Genomic DNA, 20,534 nt, shown 5'->3' with positions numbered 1-20,534 from the left:
TGTGTAAGCACAGTAATGTGTTCAGCTAACCGATACTAATAGGTCGTGAGGCTTAGCCACTTCTTAAACCATAAAGAAGTTTAAACGTTTTAATGCGAATATATTGACAAACAAGATAATATATAATAATTACTGCAACGAATTAACAAATAGATATTATAGTTTAATTCGGTGGCGCTGGCAAGGTGGGTACACCCGTCCCCATCCCGAACACGGAAGTTAAGCACCTTAGCGCCGATGGTACTGCACGGGCAGCTGTGTGGGAGAGTAGGACGCTGCCGAATTAATTTTTTATAAAGGCCCTGACCATTATTTAATAATGGTCAGGGCCTTTTTTTTTGTCTTGCATTTCATCATTGTCAAGCTTAAAATCGTCAGAATTATTGTTAGTGAACACCTTTATTTTAAGATTAACCAACAAGGATTTTCTAAATGCAATATATTCGACGGTTGTTCCTTAAGTTGCTTTTCGTAACCATAGTTCTTCTGCTGTCATGGGCACCTTGTTCCGGATCCCTGGGACCTAAATATATGTTTCTATTTATAGGTGACGGCATGGGGATAAACCAGCGGACGCTTGCGGCCCAATTTGCCGATCATCCCCTTTGCATGGATAAATTTCCCAGCCACGGAATAACCACCACGTCGGCGGCAAATCGTTTTATCACAGATTCTGCGGCGGCCGCCACGGCCCTTGCCTGCGGAGAAAAAACAAATGTGGGCGTCCTTGGACTGGACCATGGGTTGAAGCCCCTTAAATCCATTGCTGAGATGGCCCGGGACCGGGGAATGAAAGTGGGAGTTATCACCACAGTTTCCCTGGATAATGCAACTCCGGCGGGATTTTATGCCCATGTGGCCTCCAGAAAACAGTATTATGATATTGCCCTGGCCCTGACAAAAAGTAATTTTGATTATTTTGCCGGTGGGGGACTTGTGGATGTTGAAAACAAAAGGAGTCATAAAGCTGACAGCAGTGGTGGAGGGGGAAATAAGATAGATGACACCGGAATTCAGACGTCTGTCAATGCCCTGGATCTTGCCCGAAAGAATGGTTACACCATCGTTACCACCCGGGGGGAGTTCTTGTCCTTTGCTCCCGGAGACGGCAAATTGATTGTCATGCCCGGTGGGGCTGGAAAGGGAAAGGCCCTTCCCTATGAACTGGATCGTCAGGAAACGGACATTTCCCTTGCCCGTTTGACCCAAAAAGGTATTGAATTATTACAGGGAGAATCTGGTTTTTTCATGATGGTGGAGGGGGGGAAAATTGATTGGGCCTGCCATGCCAATGATGCAGCCACAGCCGTTGCAGATATTATTGCCTTTGATGATGCCATTGGACAGGCCCTTGAATTTTACGAAAAACATCCTGAAGAGACTTTGATTGTGGTCACGGCAGATCATGAGTGCGGTGGAATGAGCCTGGGAGTTGTTGACACGGGATATGAAACGAACTTCAAACTTCTTGAATACCAGAAAATGTCATTTCAAGGGTTTAGAAATGAAATGGTCAATCGGGTAAGTTCAAAGGTAATCCCCCCCTCTTTTGAAGATATACTCCCCTTGATCACATCCAGTTTTGGCCTGGGTCCAGGGGGGGAAGCAAACATTAATTTATCGTCCATGGAGATGGATAAGCTGAAAGCCGCCTATGGAGAAAGTGTCAGCCACATCCGTAAAAAAGTGACTCATTTTTCCCATAAAAAGAAAAAAGTTTCCAAAAGAAAGGCCAGACAAAAATGTCCTGAGGGCAATAACAAAGCATCCAAACCATCTATCTTTTATGGCAGGGAAGATCCCCTTACGGTGACACTCACCCGGATGTTGAACCACAGGGCAGGCATTGGCTGGACCACATTCAGCCACACCGGTATTCCCGTGCTAACCTCAGCCATTGGCCCGGGTCATGGAGCTTTTTCAGGCATGTATGATAATAGCGACATTGGAAAAAAGCTCATGGTACTCATGGGAAAGAAGTAAAAAATGAGGTTTGGTAACAGCATTGGGCGATTTGGGGTAGGCCCAGGCTTGCCTTATTGACACTTTTTCCCAATATGGTCTGTCATTGGCCCATCAATTGTGACGGGTGGCCAATGTTATGATCTGGGTTCCAGACAGATCATAAAATCCTCCATCTGATAAATGCACAGCCCATCGGCCAGAAGTATGCCGTCTGCCGTGACGGTCATTTTTTCTTTGCTTTCATTTTTAATGTGCACCTGAAGTTCAATGTGTTTACCCGCCGGGGTGATCTGACCCCGGTATATCCATTGGTGGGTGTGGGGGGGCATGCTTACCTGGTATTTTTCGGGATCAATATTCCAGGTTTTAAAGGCAAAATACTGCATCACCTGTAAAAAGGATTCCACCCCCAATGAGCCGGGACACACCGGGTCCTGGTAAAAATGGGCCTTGAAAAACCACTCCTTTGGGTCCACCATTTTTTGGGCCCTGATATATCCTTTTTTATATTTTCCCCCTTGGGGAAGAAAAATATCCACGGAATCAATCATTCTTAACGCTTTTGCCGGCATTACACCGGGTCCATCCTGGGTGGTATCTTCGGGTGTTAACGGAGCTGTGTCTTTAAAGCATTCCAAGGATGCAGAATTTTGTTCTTCATCGGTTAATTTAAGGGCCAAAGAAGCGTTTTTGATGCCGGTTTGATTGGAAAGGGATGCCCTGGTGAAAAAACCAAAGTTGGTGTGTCCCCGGTAGAGCATTTTTCCCTTGTTCAGCACCTCAAGATCAAAATTCTGGATAATCAGTCCCCCTGCCTTGGATACACCGGTGAGACGGCTTCGCATGGTCAAGCTTCCCATGGTGCGGTGCACCGGAGAGATCAGTTTAACCTCTCCCCCCAGATTCCTGAAATAGAGCCTGTCATCACTGTGCAGGGCAGAACCGGCATAGGCCGCAAGCCACCCGCAGGGTTGAAGGGCAATTTCAAGGAGAATACAAAAGGGAAGGGTGTCTGATCTTGCTGCCTTAAAATACCACCCATGGTCGGGCATATCAAATTCTGCCTCAATCCATCCCCCCGGTTCCATGGTCCAGGCGGGATGATCGGCTGTCATTACCCGGTCCATGAAAAAATAGGGGGGACCGGGGAGCCGGGCAATTTCCCTGTCTTTATCAAAGACCCGGTAGGGTTTGCCAAAGGCCTTGGAAGGCTTACCCACGGCAAAGGCCAGTATCTTTTCCCGGGAAAACAACGGGGCTTCCTGGGGAACGGACATCTTTTGTTCCATTTTTTTTGCACTGACCGATGTTTGCAGGGCATTAGCCTGGGAGGCCGCGCTTTTATTTTGGTGCCCGGGACTTTTTCCATCCACTGTTCTTTCGGGAGAAGATGACGCAGAGGAGGATTTTTTCTGCTTGAATTTATCCCCCAGTGTGGGGTCCATCACCCCTTCAAATCCCGTGATACCGGCAAGCACCTTGCCCTGGTCATCAACAAAGGTGAAATATCCTTTGATGCTGTGGGATGTTTGTTCATTCACCGTTAATATAATGGTGACATCACCGTCATGATCGGTCATACCCCGGTAGATTCTCACATTGGCGATGTAGGTGGGAAGACACACCATGCCAAGGGTTTCATGGCACCAGATGATGGCTGCCTGGAACGCAGCATCCATGATCAGGGGGTCCAGTATCCATTTTTTACGATGGGGGGAAGCCATCCATGCCCCGGGGACCGGAGCATGTTTTGCCACCACTTCAATGCCCATGGCAGAACATCCCACAATGGCTTTGATGCCATGAAGATCCCGGCCGTGGAAGAGAATGTCATTATATACCTTGTCCACGGACAGCTCACTTGGGGGCAGGCTTATCTGCCGGGATCGATCCAGAACCGGTGGTGGGGGCAGATGGGTGTCCAGCAAGACATTTCCATTGACGTGCATGGTGTTTGGGGAAATAATTTCACCTTGCACTGTAAAACCCCTATCTCCGGGGTGACATTTTCCCACCTGAATATCAACGCTCTTTTCCTTTTGTCCCGGTTTTATCCCTTTGAGCACCCGGACCCCATCCATTCCCGTGCAGACAAGTCCGGGGTTGGCATGGGTTACCCCGTGGGCCAGCCATTCCATCATCAGGGCAAAGGGAACCACCGGCTCCCCTGCAATGGTGTGGGAGGCCAGCACCGGACAGGATTCAAGGCCTGTCATCTGGGTCATGACTATTGATTTACAAGCGGTTGAAGAACTCTTTTTTTTCCCTACCGGAAAAGCGTCTTGCTTTTGAAGGCAGGATTGATTGTCTTTATTTCCGGGACCGGGGGGTGATGTCTGGGAGATCAATCCTCCCACAACCACCTCAACAGGCCCGGGATGTTCCGAGATCATCTCCTGCACCAGCATCTCAGCCCCGATTTTAAGGTCAATCAGGGGAATTCCCCTTTTATCAAATTCTTTTTTAAGGGAGGGTGTTACCATGCCGCCTTCCCAGGGACCCCAGTTCATGGAGACAATTTTACAGTCGGTGTGATTTCGGGCAAGGCTTTGGGCCGTTTTATTTAATACCTCGTTGGCCATGGCATAGTCCACCTGGCCGGTGTTCCCTGCCCGGGCTGCCACGGAGGAAAAGAGAACTAAAAATTTAAGCTGTTCCGGGGGACAGGCTGCCAGGAGATTTGAAAGGCCTTTGACCTTGGTCCCAAATACCTGTTCAAATTGTTCAGGGGTTTTATCCTGGATAAAGCGATCTGCCACCACACCGGCACCGTGGATAATTCCGGTGATGGCTCCGTGTTCTGTTTTTATCTCCCGGACAAGGTTTTTTATCTCTTTTGTATCTCGTATGTCCACGGAAATATAGTGAACCCGGGCTCCGGCAGCTTCCATCTGGGCGATATTTTTATTCATCTCCCGGTTGGCGGATAATTGACGAAAGGCCTTTTCCAACATTGTCGGGGTGGGCCGCTGATTTTTAAAATGGTGGGTGAGCATGGCTTTTTTTATCTCCCCTTCATTTAAAAGGGGTTGCAGCCACTGGGGTTCCGGGGTGGGGGGGGCAGATCGACCGGCAAGGATGATGGTGGGTGAGAAACAGGTGGCAAGTTCAAGGGCACACTGGGCTGTTACTCCCCTGGCGCCGCCGGTGATGAGAAAAATATCCTTTTCAGTGATCTTTGCATCTCCGGGGATTGCAGGTGTTTCAATACTCCGGGGTACCACCACGCCTTGGGTATTGATCCCCACTTCAACGGCACCATGGGCTGCCATGAGTCCCACAATGGTGTGGGCCTGGGAGATGGCAAACCCGGGATCTTCCGGTAGATCAAAGGCTGTGCACTGAACCTTGTCCCATTCCAGGTCTGCTGTTTTAACAAGGCCTGCAAGCCCCCCGCACAGGGGTCGTTTGAGAGGGGTTGAGCCAAACCCCAGGGAGCCGTCCATAAAGGAGAGTGTGGCAAAAAAGGCCCTATTATCAGCCGCTGCCCGGCAAAGCATGGCTCCGCTTTTTTGGGCCAGAAGAAAGGATTTTTTTAGAAAATCGGCACAATCCATTTCTGTTTTGCCGGGGATCACCACAAGACCTGCCATATCACTGATATCTTTTTGATCCAGCAGGTCATCCATGGGCACACATTCTGCGTGCACTGATTTTTTTTCCAGGGCATTTTTTAACTCAAGGGCAATGCCCCGGTCATCCCGGGTCAAATATATTTTTTGATCCTTTTTAAGGGAAATTTCCCCCTTGACAGCGGTGGCAATTTCATCCCGGGGCAGATATTCAAGGGATATGATCTGTCTTAAGGCTTTTTTTTTTAGTTCCGTTTCCCCGGGGGAATCGGATGATGAGTTTGACTTATTTTTGGATTCTCCTGTGGGGGAGGGAGGCGGCTCCGGGGCCCCTGGTGTTTCAGGTGCCTGTGCCATGCCATTGCTTTTCTCCGGGGCAGCCGGTGATAATGTGCCGGCAATCTGTTCCAGGGTTTTCAGCTCTGACATTTCATCCGGTGAGATGGTTGCCATTTCCGGCAGGGATTCCTCAAGTCTCGAGAGAATTTCCACCCGTTTGATGGAATCAATGCCAAGGTCTGATTCAAGATCCATGGTGGGTTCCAGCATCTCCACGGGAAATCCGGTGAGCTCACTGATGGTTTTTGTTACCACCTCCATGACGGGCAGGGCCGTGCTGTTTTCCAAAGAGGGTGTTTCCGGTGCGCCGCCGTTGAGGGGTGCCATGGGCTGGGAGGCCGGAGTGTGGTCATCTTCAGGGGCAATGGCATCCATCACATCTTTCAATGTTTTCAAGGTTCCCATGTTGTCCGGAGCGAGATTGCCTGCCTGGGGAAGGACTTTTTCCAGTTCAGACATGATTTCCACCCGTTTGATGGAGTCAATGCCAAGGTCCGATTCCATGTCCATGTCCATTTCCAGCATCTCCTCGGGGAACCCGGTGAGACGGCTGACACAGGCCATTATCATGGCAGGAATATTTTGTTGATCCTCCCCGGAGGTGTGTGCTTTTTCCCGGGGCATTGTTTCCCCTGCCGGGGCCGGGGTTGAACTTTGCTCGGGCATTTGTGATGTCCGGGAAGGGGCAGGCGCTGTATGAACTGCCTTTTCAGGAGTATATGGGGGATTTGTCCGGGCTTGCCCCTGGACACCATGGCCGTTATTTCCAGTTTCATAATCTTCGGCTGAGGGGATATATGTATTTGTCATCGGCGGGGTATCCCATTGTTGGGGGATGGCAGCAGGTTGCGGGGCGGTATGCTCCAGCATGGACGGCTGTTCCGGGACTTTTGGGGGGATGGGCATTGCGGGCTGCCGGGAATAATGCCGGGGTGATCCTGCTGTTACTGTTGTCACAGTGTCGGCAAACATCCGTGTCTGCTGCATCATATTTTGAAGTGCCTGGCTGGCGGCTGTCTGGGTTTCCAGAAATTTTTCATGGGCCCGGGCCGTGCCTGCCTGGAGTTCCTGCATGGATTCAAGTCCTTTATGGACCAGCTGCATGGCATGGTAGGCCATGGATGCATGGGCATGGGACGGCATGGGTGCCGGTGACGTCTGGGATTCAGATGCGGGAAAATGATTCCCATGGTCTGGGGATTGCATATCAGCTCCTTTGACCCCCGTCCCGGTGAATGATTGGGGACGGCAAGGTGTTGTTATTTCCTCGTCCGGGCATTGATTGCCGGGGACGGGGGAACATTTTTCCTCCTGGGCCGGGGAATTGGGTGTTGTTAATGAAGGTGTCTGGAAAGTGTCCACCCGTGGGGATATTTCATTTCCGGGGGAGGACAGGGAACGCTCCCCCGTATCCATGGCGGGAATTGCCGGCGATTTTTTTGCCGCAGAGTGGCTTTCCATGGGGGGGGATGGGGGCATATCTTTGACAAGAGCAGGTTGCACATTGGCACCGGAGATGGGAATTCTCATCATCTTTTTTTCCGGTCTTGATCCCTTTTCTTCCCATTTATCAAGTTGAACAGGATAGCCTGCCGCGGCCAGGGAACAAAGTACCTTGGCAAGGTCTGCAATGCCCTGTTTTTTTCCGCAGGAGCTATCCAGGGCAAGGCAGGTGTGGGGTTGATCTTTGAGAATGCTGTGGGTAAGTCCGGAAAGAACGGTTTTGGGTCCCACTTCAACAAAGGTGGTGATGCCGTTTTTCACCATGGTCTGGATATTTTCCACAAAACGCACAGGGTTCAGAAGCTGTTTTCCCAGTATATCCCGGGCTTTTTCAGGTTCTTTGGGGTATGTATCACCGGTGGTGTTGGAGAACACCGGGATTGATCCCGGGGTGAAATCAATTGAGGCCAGAAATTTTTCAAAGGGCCGGGCCGCATGCTCCACCAGATGGCTGTGGAATGCCGCTGCCACGGGAAGTTCCACGCATCGCATCTTTTTTGCCTTGCACGCCTTGGATGCCCGTTTGATCTCATCTGAGCTGCCTGATAATACCCCCTGGTCCGGGCTGTTTCTATTGGCCAGAATGAGATTGAGCTTTTCATCAAGAATAAGGCTTTCGATTTTATCCAGTGGGGCTTTCACCGCCAGCATGCTGCCGCAATCTTCATTGTCTTTGGTATCCTTTGCCATATATTTTCCCCGGGCCACGGACAGGCTCAGAAAGTCTTCCGGGGTGAGCCGTTTTGAAGCGCAGAGGGCGGAGAGTTCTCCAAAGCTGTGACCGCACCCGGCATCCGGTGTAATGCCAAAGTGTTCAAGCACCCTTGACATGGCAAGGCTCACCGCACCAATGGCGGGTTGTGCAATGTCTGTGCTGCGCAGCATTTCTTCCGAGGCTCTCCTGTCCCGGACGTGGGACGGTGGGGCAAAAACAAAATCACTGAGACGGTGTTGAGATTTATGTTTCTGGGCAAAACGTGTGTCTGTGGCCTTTATCGCATCCATGGCCCGGGGAAACAAAGCGCAAAGATCCCGGCCCATGCCCACATACTGACTTCCCTGGCCCGGGAATAGAAATCCAAGCTTTTTTTCCTGCCAGGGATGACATCCAAAGAAAATGTCCCCTTTTTCCCAGTCGGTTGTATAATTTTCTGTTAAGAGTTCCATGGCCTGTTGGATTTTTTTCCGGGGATCATGGTTTTCTTTTAAAATCATCACAAGGCGAAGGGGGGCCTGGCAGGAGAATTGCTTGCGCATCCGGGCCGTTTCCCATGCCATGATCTGGGAGCGTTCCACAACATCCCAGGTATCATAATTGGTGAGGGTTTCCAGAAATTTTGTCATGTCTTTCTGGAGGGCTGCCACGTCATTGCCGCAAAAAGTGGCCGGTTGGATGGAACCGTCCCATGAAATATGTTCCTTTTTTGGGGCGTACTCTTCCAGCACTGCATGGAAATTACTGCCGCCAAACCCAAAGGCACTGACCCCGCATCGCCGGGGGTGACCGTTCAAGGGAATCCACGGTTTGGATTGGTCATTGAGGTAAAAACCAGAGGCATTGAGATCTAAATCAGGATCAGGTTCCCCGGCCTTGAGGGTGGGGGGAATTACTTTGTGGTGAAGACTTAACACCGCCTTGATCATACCTGCCACTCCGGCGGCGGCCTTGGTGTGGCCGATCATGGATTTAACGGTGCCAAGGGCACAATGGGGACGGGTGTCTGTGGTACCCATGAGTTGTTTCAGGGCCGTGAGTTCAATTTTATCTCCCACCCGGGTGCCGGTGCCGTGGGCCTCAATAAGCTCCATTGTGTCAGGGGGGATGCCTGCTTCTTTATAAGCCGTCCTTAGCGCCCGCAATTGTCCCGGGGCATGGGGGGCATAAATGCCGCCGGTTTTACCGTCACTGGAGGTTCCAATGGATTTTAACACGGCATAGATGCGGTCTTTGTCCCGTTCTGCATCTTCCAGTCGCTTTAGCACCAGCATGCCCACCCCTTCACCCAGCACCGTGCCGTCGGCATCCTTGGAAAATGGCCTGGCATCGCTGGTGTGGGAGAGTACACCTGTTTTGGAAAAACACATGTGCATGAAAATGTCGTTAAGGGTATCCACGCCCCCGGTGAGGGAGATATCGCACTTCCCGGATTGAAGTTCCATACAGGCGGTGTGGATGGCCCCCATGGAGCTTGCGCAGGCCGCATCCACAACGGTATTGGTGCCCCCCAAGTCAAGGCGGTTGGCAATGCGGCCTGCCACCACATTGCCAAGAAGGCCGGGAAAGGAATTTTCCTGCCATTGTGCATGGCCCCTGGAAATGCGTTCCATGATTTCCCGGGATTTTTCCGGCGGAACACCGGAGTCCTTTAACGCCTTTTTCCATATGGGATGACTTAAACGGGCCCCCAGAGGAATCACCAGTTCCTGGGTGCCGGTGACTCCCAGAATGACATTGACGCGTTGGCGATCAAAATCGGTGCCTTTACCAAGGCCGGCGTCCTGCAAGGCCATTTCCGCCACCATGAGTCCCAAAAGCTGGGAGGTGTCCGTGGCTTCAAGATTGTTGGGGGGCATGCCGTACCGTGCCGGATCAAAGGAAATTCTGGGGATGAAGCCCCCCCGGCTGCAATAGGTGTGATCCGGGGTGGACGGATCTTCATTGAAATAGTCTTCAAGTTTCCAGTGGGTCTCTTCCGGGATCGGGGTGATGGCATCTTCGCCGTTAAACAGGAGTCGCCAGTATTGTTTCAGCCCCCCGGCCCCCGGGAAAATACAGCCCATACCAATGATGGCCACCGCAGTGTTCTTTTGCAAAATTCCTCCCCATGATACTTTATTATGTGAAACTCCATCCAAAGGTTTGGAATCATGAGAGTTTCATTCTTCGTTGTGGCTGGAGGTTACAGCCATGTATGTTTATTAACAATAAAACTTCCGGGCAACCTCAGCAGAGCCCCCCCCGAGGGGTAATAGGAACCGGCCAATCGAGCTGTCTACAGTTCCGGGCCGGGACCATTACCCCTCGGGGGGGCGGCATAATATCATTTTCAATATTTGTTGTGTCTGTTTTTAGGACAGGCCAATTATATGAAAAACTAAATGTTTTTTGCATGAATGCCGGTAGATTTAACATTTTTTTTACATTGTGCTGGAAAATTGCAGCAGTGTGGCCCTGTCCATGGGGATGAAGCCGGAGGCATCCACGGGAATGTCACCGGTCTGGGTTTTCAGCCAGGCGGCCCGGGTGCATACACAGGCCCCAAAGAGAAGATTAAGCGCAAGATCCACCACATGACGTTGCTCAGGATTTTCCAAAAAACTGCCCTTGACCCATTGATTAAAGGCACCCATGGCAGGACCGCACCAGATTTGATAATCCATTTTTCTGTCCGGGTCCCCTGTGATGGACCAGCGGGAGGATTGGCCAAGATAGGAGCGAAATACCAGGGCCATTTTGTGTTGGGGATCTTTTTCTGCCCGGTGCACTTCACTGATATTGCGCTGCATGAAAAATTGCCGGGTACTTTCCCAGGTGGCATCAAAGCTTGCTCTGAGCATCTTTTCTTCCACCTCCCTTTGCAGGGCCGGGGGAACGGCATCAAAGGAGGGATAGGTTTTATAAATGGTGTACAATTTTTCTGCTCTCACAGAAAACATGGTGCCCCGTTTAAGCACCTGGACCCGGGCACCGATTTCAAACATGTCCGCTGCCGGTGCCATGGCAACATCTGCCTGCTGGGCCTGGGCCAGCAATGCTTTTACGCCATTGGATGTACCAGATTCCGTGCACGATTGATTGATGGAACCGGTGAGGATATAGGCGGCCCCCATCTGGAATGCCGCAGCTGCAGATTCCGGTGTGGAAATTCCCCCTGCAAATCCCACACAAAGGGGTGCCTGGTATTGGAATTTTCGGTTAAACTCATCTTTCAATGAAATCATGGTGGGAAACAGAGAAATGGCCGGTCGATTGTCCGTGTGGCCACCGGAGTCTGCCTCTGCGGTGAGATCCTGGGCCATGGGTATCTGCCGGGACAGGGCCGCTTCTTCATCAGTGATAAGCCCCTGCTCCAGAAGGGCCTGGACCATTTTTTCCGGGGGAGGAGAAAAAAACTGCCGGGCCACTTCAATGCGGGACACCTTGGCAATGATTTGATTGGGGGTCTTGATACGGCCCGACGGTTCCCGATGAATCCCTTTGACCCTGTAATAGACCAGGGGGAGAGTGATACGCATGAAGGCTGCGGCACTGATGCAGCGGACCCCGTATTGTAAATAAAGATTGACGGTGGCCATTTCCATGTCCGGGTCCCCGTGGGAGTGGATGAGATTACAGCCAAAGGGCAGCGTTCCTAAAGCGTTGTTCAACTGCTGTACGGCCTCTTCTATCTGGGGGATGGATAGACCCCCGGCACCCAGAAAACCCATCATGCCGTTGTGGGCCATGGATTTAACCATTTCAACCGAGGTAATACCGTTGGCCATGGCTCCGGCAATGTAGGGATATTTAAGTCCATGGCGCTGTTTAAAGGTCCGGTCCCCCAGCTGTTCCATGGAAAGGGCCGGGGCCCATGCCTTTATGGGAAATCCATTGGCGGGATTTTGCTGAAATTTATTTAAGGTAACGGCGGGATCTCCCATAATGGCGCATCCCCCCCGGGCATAACCGGGTTCACCTTGGATGTCAAGAATATATATGGATTCATTAAGGCTCATTAAGGCCTGTTTGATACCGTGGTTGCCTTTGGCAGGGGCTTGGGTTTCCGGTGTCCACCATCCCCGGATGGAAGGGCCTTCATGTTTCATGGGTTGTCTGTTCCTTTAAGTGTGTCTTGGCTTTGGGAGCCGGTCAGGATAAAAGCAGATAAAATACCATGGTTGGGGGGGTTAATCAATTGTTATCGAGTTGCTCGTTACGCCGGCGCTCGATAATGAGACATGAGTAATGTGCCAGACATCTCCTTGTAAATAATGTCTTTTTGCCCGTGCCATTCTAAAAATTTTCAGAAATTTTAAGCCGTTCTTAAACCATCAATTTTGGGGGTAAAAATGGCCGTTTGAGACGTAAAAACGGCCAAAAAAATAAGTTTAATATTTTGATATCAATGCGTTACGGTGGTCCGACCCCATCAGAAAATCAGTTACCCCCGGGGGTGGCATTTTTTATGCATTTCAGTGAGGTAGGTACTGGATACATGGGTGTAGATTTGGGTGGTGGAGATGTCCGAGTGACCCAGCATGGTCTGCACAGATCTTAGGTCAGCGCCCCCTTCTAAAAGATGGGTGGCAAAGGCATGGCGGAAGGTATGGGGGTACACGTTGGTGGGAATGCCGGCAAGGCGGGCATATTTTTTTATGATTTTCCAGAACCCCTGGCGGGTCATGGGCTTTCCTGCCCTTGCCACAAAAAGGTAGCGGCTGGTATCATTTTTTAAAAGCAAGGGACGTCCCCGCTCCAGCCATTCCAGGGCTCTTTCCCGGGCATGGGAACCAATGGGAACCACCCGTTCCCGGGACCCTTTTCCAAATACTTTTACAAAACAGGCATTAAAATTAATGTCCTGCACCTTCATATTAATGAGTTCTGTCACCCGGAGGCCTGCACCATAGAGAATTTCCAGCATGGCTGCATTGCGAAGTTCCCGGGGTTTTGAACGGTCCGGCAGATCAAGAAGTGTTTTTATCTGGTCAAAACCCAGAACATGGGGCAGCTGCCTGCCGGTTTTGGGGAGGTTCATCTGGTCTGTGGGGTTGACGGTGATGCTGTTTTCCCGGATGAGAAATTTAAAAAGCCCCCTTACGGAAATGAGGTGGCGGGCCCGGGAGGGGGCGGACAATCCTGTTTTTTTCAAATCCACGATCCAGGCCAAAAGCACGGTGGTGTCAATATCCTGGATCTTGATGATGCTGTTTTTTGCCAGGAAATCGGCAAATCCGGACAGGTCAGCCCCATAGGATTCCAAGGTGTTGTCAGCCAGCCCCCGTTCCAGATCCAGGTGTTTGATATAGGTGTCTATGGTGGTGTCTATATTCATGGTGGTGATCCATTGCATTGCATGTTCAATACAGATAGCTTTTTACGGGTGCATCACTTGTTTCTTGTCAGAATAGAACATAAAGTCCTGTGGGGCATGGAGCAGAGTCATTATGAAGGCTTTTTTTCTTTAAGGGACAGGGAGATTCGTTTCCGGGGAACATCCACTTCCAGTACGGTGACCTTCACCTTCTGGTGCACACTGACAATGTCAGCCGGGTTTTTTACAAACCGATCTGCCATCTGGGATACATGGATAAGACCGTCCTGGTGCACCCCAATGTCCACAAAGGCCCCGAATGCCGTGACATTGGTGATGATGCCCGGGATTTTCATACCCGGTACAAGGTCCTTGATCTCATGGATATCCTCTGAAAAGGCAAATGGAACAAATTGTTCTCTGGGGTCCCGGCCCGGTCGCACCAGCTCCTTTGCAATGTCTTTAAGGGTGGGCATGCCCATGTCCGTGGTCACATATTTTCTTAAATTCATGGATGCCACCAAGGCGTTGTTGCCCACAAGTTCCTGCACGGTTACCCCCAGATCCCGGGCCATTTTTTCCACAATTTTATAGCTTTCCGGATGAATGCCACTGGCATCCAGGGGATTTTTGCCCCGGGGGATGCGCAGAAAACCGGCGCATTGTTCAAAGGCCCGGGGCCCCAGACGGGGAACCTTTAACAATTGCTTTCGGGTTTTAAAGGGGCCGTTTTCTTTGCGGTACCTTACAATGTTAGCCGCAATGGTTTTGTTTAATCCGGCCACCCGGCCCAGAAGTTCTTTGCTTGCGGTGTTTACATCCACCCCCACCTGATTCACCGTGTTGATCACCACATCGTCCAGGCATTGGTTTAATTGTTTTTGATCCACATCGTGCTGATACTGTCCCACGCCAATGGATCGGGGATCAAGCTTCACCAGCTCCGCCAGGGGGTCCATGAGTCTCCTGCCAATTGACACGGCCCCCCGCACGGTGAGATCATGGTCTGGAAATTCCTCCCTTGCAATGGGGGATGCCGAGTAGATGGAGGCCCCGCTTTCATCCACCAGAACCACAGGGATGTTCCGGGGAAGATCAAGGGTGGAAACAAAGGCTTCGGTCTCCCGGCCAGCGGTGCCGTTGCCAATGGCTATGGCTTCAACTTTATGGGTTTTAATCCATTTTTTTATGATCTCTCCGGCCTTTGTTGCCCCGGATCCCAGTGGAAAAATCACCGTGTGGTCAATGAGATTGCCCTGGGGGTCCAGGCTCACCATTTTACACCCGGTCCTGAACCCTGGGTCAATGGCCAGCACCGCTTTCTGACCCAGGGGGGAAGAGAGCAAAAGATGCTTAAAGTTGTCTGCAAATACCTTGATGGCAATTTCATCGGCCCGTTGTTTCAATGCTTTTAAGGTTTCATTTTCCATGGCCTTTCCCAACAGGCGTTTGTAACTGTCCTCCATGGCAAGCTGCATCTGCCCTGAAGAGTCAACTCCGGGCATGAAAAAATGTTTTTTTATGATTAAAAGGGCTTTTTCTTCCCGGGGAAGGGCATGGAGGGTGAGGATGCCTTCTTTTTCCCCCCGGAGCATGGCCAGAATGCGGTGGGACGGCGCTTTTACCCCGGGTTCGGACCATTCAAAGTAATCCTTATATTTGATGCCCTGGGCCTCTTTATCCTTTTTAACAGTGGTGGTGAGTGTGGCATCTGTGAGGAAAAGACGGCGCATCTCTCTTCTTACATCAACGGCTTCATTGATGGTTTCTGCCACAATGTCCCGGGCCCCGGCCAGGGCCTCTTCCAGAGAGTTGACGCCTTTTTCCGGGTCCACATACGTCCTGGCCTGGACAAGCGGGTCCCCTTTCCGGTGGGACAGGAGAAATTGGGCCAAAGGCATGAGTCCCTTTTCTCTTGCCATGAGAGCACGGGTTCTTTTCTTGGGGCGGTATTGCTGGTAAATGTCTTCCAGTTGTGTGGATGTGGCAGAATTTTTTATGGCCTCTTTTAATTCCGGTGTGATCAATTGCCGGGTTTCAAGGGAGGTAAGAATGGTCTGCTTTCTATCTTCCAAGGCTTTCAATCGGGCCAATGCATCTCTGATGGCGGTGATGGCCACCTCATCAAGGGACCCGGTCTGTTCCTTTCTATATCTGGCGATGAACGGAATGGTTCCGCCCTGTTCCATGAGCGCTGCCACGGCAGCCACCTGATCTTTTTTAAAACCGGTTTCCTGGCTGACACTTATAAACATAATGTCGCAGTTCCTTTTTTTTATATGAAATACTCCGCAAATCAGGGGTGTATTTCTAACTTTGTTGTGGGCGGAGCGAGGTCAGAATGCGGTCCGCCCGTGGCGGTTATATTAGAAAATAAAATTTCCGGGCAACCTCAGCAGAGCCGCCCCCCCGACGGGCAATAGGAACCGGACAATTGAGCTGTCTACAGTTCCGGTCCGGGCCCATTGCCCGTCGGGGGGGCGGCGGTATAATACCATTTGGCTCCGCGTCTACGACCCTATATTTGTTGTGTCCCACAGGATATGCCCGTTTTATATGAAACTCCGTCCAAAGCAGCGTAATAATTAGGGTTTCATTTTTCGTTGTGGCAGGTCAAATCCCAATATGGTCTGCCCATGGCGTTAATTTAATATTGCGGCCAGAAATCGTCCGGTGTGGGAGGCGGTTTCCTGGGCCACCTCTTCCGGGGTGCCACAGGCCACAATGGTGCCCCCGCCATCACCCCCCTCCGGCCCCAGATCAATGACATGATCTGCATATTTAATGACATCCAGATTATGCTCAATGACCACAACGGTGTTGCCATAGTCCACAAGCTTACTTAATACCGACAAGAGGCGGTTGATATCATCGGTGTGAAGCCCTGTGGTGGGTTCATCCAGAATATAAATGGTGCGGCCGGTGTTTTTTTTGCTCAATTCCCTGGCAAGTTTAATGCGCTGGGCCTCTCCGCCGGACAGGGTGGTGGCGGCCTGGCCGATTTTAATATATCCCAGACCCACATCCACAAGGGTCTGGAGCTTTGTTTTAATGGCAGCGATTTTATCAAAAAATTTAAGGGATTGATTAACGGTCATGTCCATGACCTGGGCAATGTTTTTGCCCCGGTATTTGATTTCAAGGGTTTCTCTGTTGTAGCGCTGCCCCTTGCAAACATCACAGGAAACATAAACATCTGGAAGAAAATGCATTTCAATTTTGATAATCCCGTCCCCGGTGCACGCCTCACACCGTCCCCCCTTGACATTAAAGCTGAATCGACCGGGCTTGTAGCCCATGGCCCTGGCATCTGGAGTTTTTGCAAAAAGTTCCCGGATATGGGTGAAAATACCGGTGTAGGTTCCGGGATTGCTCCGGGGGGTTCTGCCAATGGGGGACTGGTCAATGTGGATCACTTTATCCAGATGGTTAAGCCCCTCAACCCCTGTGTGAATCCCCGCCGGCAGCCGGGAGTTGTAAAGCCGATTGGACAGTAGTCGAAACAGAGTGGTGAGAACCAGGGTGGATTTTCCGGAACCCGATACTCCGGTGACACAGGTGAGACACCCCAATGGAAAATTCACATCAATATCCTTGAGGTTATTGGTGGCTGCGCCTTTGATCACCAGGGAATGACCACTTCCCCGGCGCCTTTTTTTCGGAATTTTAACGGCTTTTGCTCCAGATAGATAGGCCCCTGTCAGAGATTCTGGGTCAGCCAGCAGCTGCTCCGGGGTGCCGGAAAAAACCACATGTCCCCCATTAATTCCTGCCCCCGGCCCCATGTCGATGATGTGGTCTGAGGTGAGCATGGTCTCCTCATCATGCTCCACCACAAGCACGCTGTTACCGATGTCTCTCAGATTTAAAAGGGTGTCCAGAAGGCGTTGGTTGTCCCGCTGGTGAAGGCCGATGCTGGGTTCATCCAGCACATAAAGAACCCCGGTGAGTTTGGAACCGATCTGGGTGGCCAGGCGGATGCGCTGGCTTTCCCCGCCGGACAGGGTTGTGGCGGCTCTGTCCAGGGTGAGATAGTTAAGGCCCACGTTTTTTAAAAATTCCAGCCGTTGACAGATTTCCCGGGTGATATGTTGGGCAATTATCTGATCCTTTCCCGGAAGGGATACCTCTTTGATAAAGGCCATTGCTTTTTCCACGGACAGGGCCGTAATATCACTGATGGCCATGTCAGCCACCTTCACGGCACTGGATGCGTTGTTAAGCCGACTGCCCTTGCATTTGGGGCAGGTGGTAAAGTTCATGTAGGCCTTGATCTCTTCCCTGGCACTGTGGGAGTCGGTTTCATGGTATCGGCGTTTGAGATTGGGAATGATGCCTTCAAATTTTTTTTTGTAAATAATCCGGCGTCCCTCTTTTTCAAAGTAAAATGGGATTTCAGTGCGTCCAGAGCCCTGGAGCAGTGCTTTTTTAAATTTTGCGGATAATTTTGAAAAAGAGGTGTAAATATCTTCCCCGTAAAAGCCGGTAAGGGCATCCAGAAATTCGGCAAACTGCACCGAGTCTCTGCCGGTCCAGGGGGCCACGGCCCCCTCCCGCAGGGACAGTTCTTTGTTGGGGACAATGAGATCCGGGTCAAACTGTGTGACGGCCCCCAGCCCATCGCATTTGGCGCAGGCGCCCTGGGGGGAATTAAAGGAAAAACTTGCCGGGGTGAACTCTCCATAGCTGATGCCGCAGGTGATGCAGGAGGCATTTTCACTGAAAAGGGTTTCCATATTTTGGGACAGATCCTGCACTTTCACCACCCCGTTTCCCCATGTCAGTGCCAGCTCCATGGAATCGGTCAGTCGTTTTTCCATGCCCGGTTTTATCACAAGGCGATCCACCACCACATCCATATCATGGGTGATGTTTTTTTTAAGGGGCGGCAGATCATCTGTGGCATAGATCTCTCCGTCAATCCTGATCCTTGCAAAGCCCTCTTTTTTTAATTTTTCAAGGAGTTTTCCATGGGTGCCCTTTTGATTGGATATCACGGGGGCAAGAAGTATAATTTTGCTTCCTTGGGGTGTGGTAAGCACCTTGTCAACAATCTGATCAATGCTCATGGAAGATATGGGGCTGCCGCATTGATGACAATGGGGCTTTCCCACCCGGGCATAGAGAAGTCGCAGATAGTCATATATTTCCGTGACCGTTCCCACGGTGGATCGGGGGTTGTGACCGGCACTTTTCTGCTCTATGGAAATGGCAGGGGAAAGTCCTTCAATGAAATCCACATCAGGCTTTTCCATTTGCCCCAGAAATTGTCTGGCATAGGTGGACAAAGATTCCACATACCGTCGCTGTCCTTCGGCGTAGAGGGTGTCAAAGGCCAGGGTGGATTTCCCGGACCCTGAAAGTCCTGTGATGGTGACAAGTTTGTTTTTGGGGATTGTCAGGTTAATGTTTTTAAGATTATGTTCCCTTGCACCTTTAATAATAATGTTTTTAGAGTTCATGGTTGATGGGGTCCAGATTGAAAGAGCCGGGTTGGGTTATGGGTTTGGAAACCAGGTCTGTAACATCATGTTCCGCAGCGGTTTTTGGCCTGCAGTGCTGCCATTTTGATGGCCTGGATCAGGCTTTCATGGCCAGCAATACCCTGCCAGGCAATGTCATAGGCGGTGCCATGGTCCACGGAAGTTCTGATGATGGGAAGTCCCAGGGTGGTGTTGACACCGTCATGGAAGTGAATCATTTTAAAGGGAATCAGGCCCTGGTCATGGTACATGCACACCACACCATGATATTTTCCCTGGGCTGCATGGAAAAACAGGGTGTCCGGGGGATGGGGGCCACTGACATTGATACCCTCTTTTCGGGCCAGATCCATGGCCGGGGTGATCAGATCCCTTTCTTCCGGGCCAAACAGCGAATCTTCCCCGGCATGGGGATTGAGACCGGCCACGGCCACGGCAGGGTGGGCAATGCCGAATCTTTGTTTTAAAGAGTGTGCTGTGATACGGATGGTTTTAAGGATATTTTCCACACTCAAAAGGTCGCTCACCCGGGACAAAGGCACATGGATGGTGACCAGAACCACCTTTAATGTTTCTCCGGCCAGCATCATGGCATAGTTGGTGGTCTTTGTGGCATGGGCAATGAGTTCCGTGTGTCCATGGAAACGTGAGCCGGCAAGTTTCATGGCGGTTTTGGTGATGGGACAGGTCACCATGGCATGGATGGTGTTTTTTTGGGCCATTTCAACAGCGGTGTCGATGTAGTCTATCATGGCCTTCCCTGTTGTTGCTGTGGGGCGGCCCGGTGCCAGGGTTTCCACCGGAAGTTGAGACAGGGCAATCAGGTTTATGATGCCCGGTGAGGGCATGGCCTGCTGTGGTGTTTTAATTAAATTGAGTTTCAGGGGACTTTGGGTGAACTCAATGGCTTTTGTCATCATCTCATTATCCCCCAGAACCACAGGAGTACAGATCTTTGACAGATCTGAGTGTTCCAGAGCCCCCACAATGATTTCAGGTCCAATGCCCACGGGATCTCCCATGGTGATGCCGATGACAGGCTTTTCTTTATTCATAAGAAGTTAATTTCCTTAACATATTTAAGGGGTTGTTTAACTTTGGTTGGTTTTGGACTTGGCGGGTGTTAAAGTAACCCATGAAAATTGAATTATGGCATTAAACATACTACTGGACTGTGAAAGTGTAAATAAAAAATATAGTTACATGGGTTACTTGTGCTTTTGAAAAAAATCAAACCTGTGAAACCCCTGCAATGACAGCCTGGTTAATTGTTTTGCCCTGTCTTGTAGGAAAAGAAAGGAAATAACCGATATTCACAGATTTAAGGAGTATTTGAAAATTATAAGGGTGGGCGTGCCGGGTGAATATGGGGGAAATCTCATGAAATAATAACCCCTTATAGTATCCCCTGTATTTTGGGTTTATTGAATGTTTCACGCTTTTATTCTTTTTTAAAACAATGTGTTAGCCTATGTGTGGGTAAATAAGCGGCAAATTCATTGAATAAAGAACCATTCACTTTGACTGCGGATCTGCAATGGCATAATAGAGGATGATCATATCAAAAAGAATGGAATGGTGTTCTAACCAGTCAGAAATATTCTCATTGGTCAAATTCAATCCTTGAAATTTCTCCATTCATTAACCTTAAAATATTT

9 protein-coding genes and 1 rRNA gene are annotated in these 20,534 nt (G+C 50.5%); 3 read left to right on the top strand and 7 right to left on the bottom strand.

Annotated elements, in window-relative coordinates:
- The first annotated feature begins 167 nt into the window (after positions 1-167).
- A 5S ribosomal RNA gene (gene rrf / locus B9A32_RS11025) occupies positions 168-284 on the top strand.
- Between the two features lie 247 nt (positions 285-531).
- Complete coding sequence (locus B9A32_RS11020; RefSeq protein WP_212637894.1) at positions 532-1,983, top strand: alkaline phosphatase; 1,452 nt, start codon at positions 532-534, stop codon at positions 1,981-1,983.
- A 116-nt stretch (positions 1,984-2,099) separates the two neighbouring features.
- On the opposite strand, the gene B9A32_RS11015 is transcribed toward B9A32_RS11020, so the two are convergent.
- The 4 genes from B9A32_RS11015 to B9A32_RS11000 all read right to left on the bottom strand — a co-directional run bounded on the left by B9A32_RS11015 (position 2,100) and on the right by B9A32_RS11000 (position 15,648).
- Positions 2,100-10,193, bottom strand: a complete 8,094-nt coding sequence (locus tag B9A32_RS11015) for a type I polyketide synthase (protein ID WP_084069364.1) — start codon at positions 10,191-10,193, stop codon at positions 2,100-2,102.
- Positions 10,194-10,517: 324 nt separating this feature from the next.
- Entirely contained in the window at positions 10,518-12,185 is a 1,668-nt protein-coding gene (locus B9A32_RS11010; protein ID WP_084069363.1) for a PfaD family polyunsaturated fatty acid/polyketide biosynthesis protein, read from the bottom strand.
- 335 nt (positions 12,186-12,520) lie between these two features.
- Entirely contained in the window at positions 12,521-13,432 is a 912-nt protein-coding gene (gene xerD, locus B9A32_RS11005; protein WP_139795795.1) for a site-specific tyrosine recombinase XerD, read from the bottom strand.
- A gap of 92 nt (positions 13,433-13,524) precedes the next feature.
- Entirely contained in the window at positions 13,525-15,648 is a 2,124-nt protein-coding gene (locus B9A32_RS11000; protein WP_084069359.1) for a Tex family protein, read from the bottom strand.
- Between the two features lie 24 nt (positions 15,649-15,672).
- Here B9A32_RS11000 and B9A32_RS21695 point away from each other — a divergent pair, with 24 nt between their 5' ends.
- Positions 15,673-15,816, top strand: coding sequence for a hypothetical protein (locus B9A32_RS21695; protein WP_212637893.1), 144 nt, complete (start codon positions 15,673-15,675; stop codon positions 15,814-15,816).
- Positions 15,817-16,035: 219 nt separating this feature from the next.
- On the opposite strand, the gene uvrA is transcribed toward B9A32_RS21695, so the two are convergent.
- The 3 genes from uvrA to B9A32_RS22370 all read right to left on the bottom strand — a co-directional run bounded on the left by uvrA (position 16,036) and on the right by B9A32_RS22370 (position 20,514).
- Positions 16,036-18,855, bottom strand: coding sequence for an excinuclease ABC subunit UvrA (uvrA, locus tag B9A32_RS10995; RefSeq protein ID WP_084069358.1), 2,820 nt, complete (start codon positions 18,853-18,855; stop codon positions 16,036-16,038).
- Between the two features lie 65 nt (positions 18,856-18,920).
- The gene (gene pdxA / locus B9A32_RS10990; protein WP_084069356.1) at positions 18,921-19,931 is read right to left on the bottom strand and encodes a 4-hydroxythreonine-4-phosphate dehydrogenase PdxA; all 1,011 of its coding nucleotides are present in this window, start codon (positions 19,929-19,931) and stop codon (positions 18,921-18,923) included.
- 460 nt (positions 19,932-20,391) lie between these two features.
- Positions 20,392-20,514 carry a hypothetical protein gene (locus B9A32_RS22370; RefSeq protein WP_269749022.1) on the bottom strand — a complete coding sequence of 41 codons (123 nt, stop codon included), beginning with the start codon at positions 20,512-20,514 and terminating at the stop codon, positions 20,392-20,394.
- Between the last annotated feature and the right edge of the window lie 20 nt (positions 20,515-20,534).

The sequence above is a fragment of the Desulfocicer vacuolatum DSM 3385 genome, from assembly GCF_900176365.1.
Lineage (GTDB): Bacteria > Desulfobacterota > Desulfobacteria > Desulfobacterales > Desulfobacteraceae > Desulfocicer > Desulfocicer vacuolatum.
The sequence above is the reverse complement of the archived record's forward strand: the minus strand, read 5'-3'. Positions and strand labels throughout refer to the sequence as shown.

Coding starts and splice junctions, on each gene's coding strand:
- B9A32_RS11020 (WP_212637894.1), top strand. CDS start 532: ATGTTTCTATTTATAGGTGACGGCATGGGGATAAACCAGCGGACGCTT.
- B9A32_RS11010 (WP_084069363.1), bottom strand. CDS start 12,185: ATGAAACATGAAGGCCCTTCCATCCGGGGATGGTGGACACCGGAAACC.
- xerD (WP_139795795.1), bottom strand. CDS start 13,432: ATGCAATGGATCACCACCATGAATATAGACACCACCATAGACACCTAT.
- B9A32_RS11000 (WP_084069359.1), bottom strand. CDS start 15,648: ATGTTTATAAGTGTCAGCCAGGAAACCGGTTTTAAAAAAGATCAGGTG.
- B9A32_RS21695 (WP_212637893.1), top strand. CDS start 15,673: ATGAAATACTCCGCAAATCAGGGGTGTATTTCTAACTTTGTTGTGGGC.
- uvrA (WP_084069358.1), bottom strand. CDS start 18,855: ATGAACTCTAAAAACATTATTATTAAAGGTGCAAGGGAACATAATCTT.
- pdxA (WP_084069356.1), bottom strand. CDS start 19,931: ATGAATAAAGAAAAGCCTGTCATCGGCATCACCATGGGAGATCCCGTG.
- B9A32_RS22370 (WP_269749022.1), bottom strand. CDS start 20,514: ATGGAGAAATTTCAAGGATTGAATTTGACCAATGAGAATATTTCTGAC.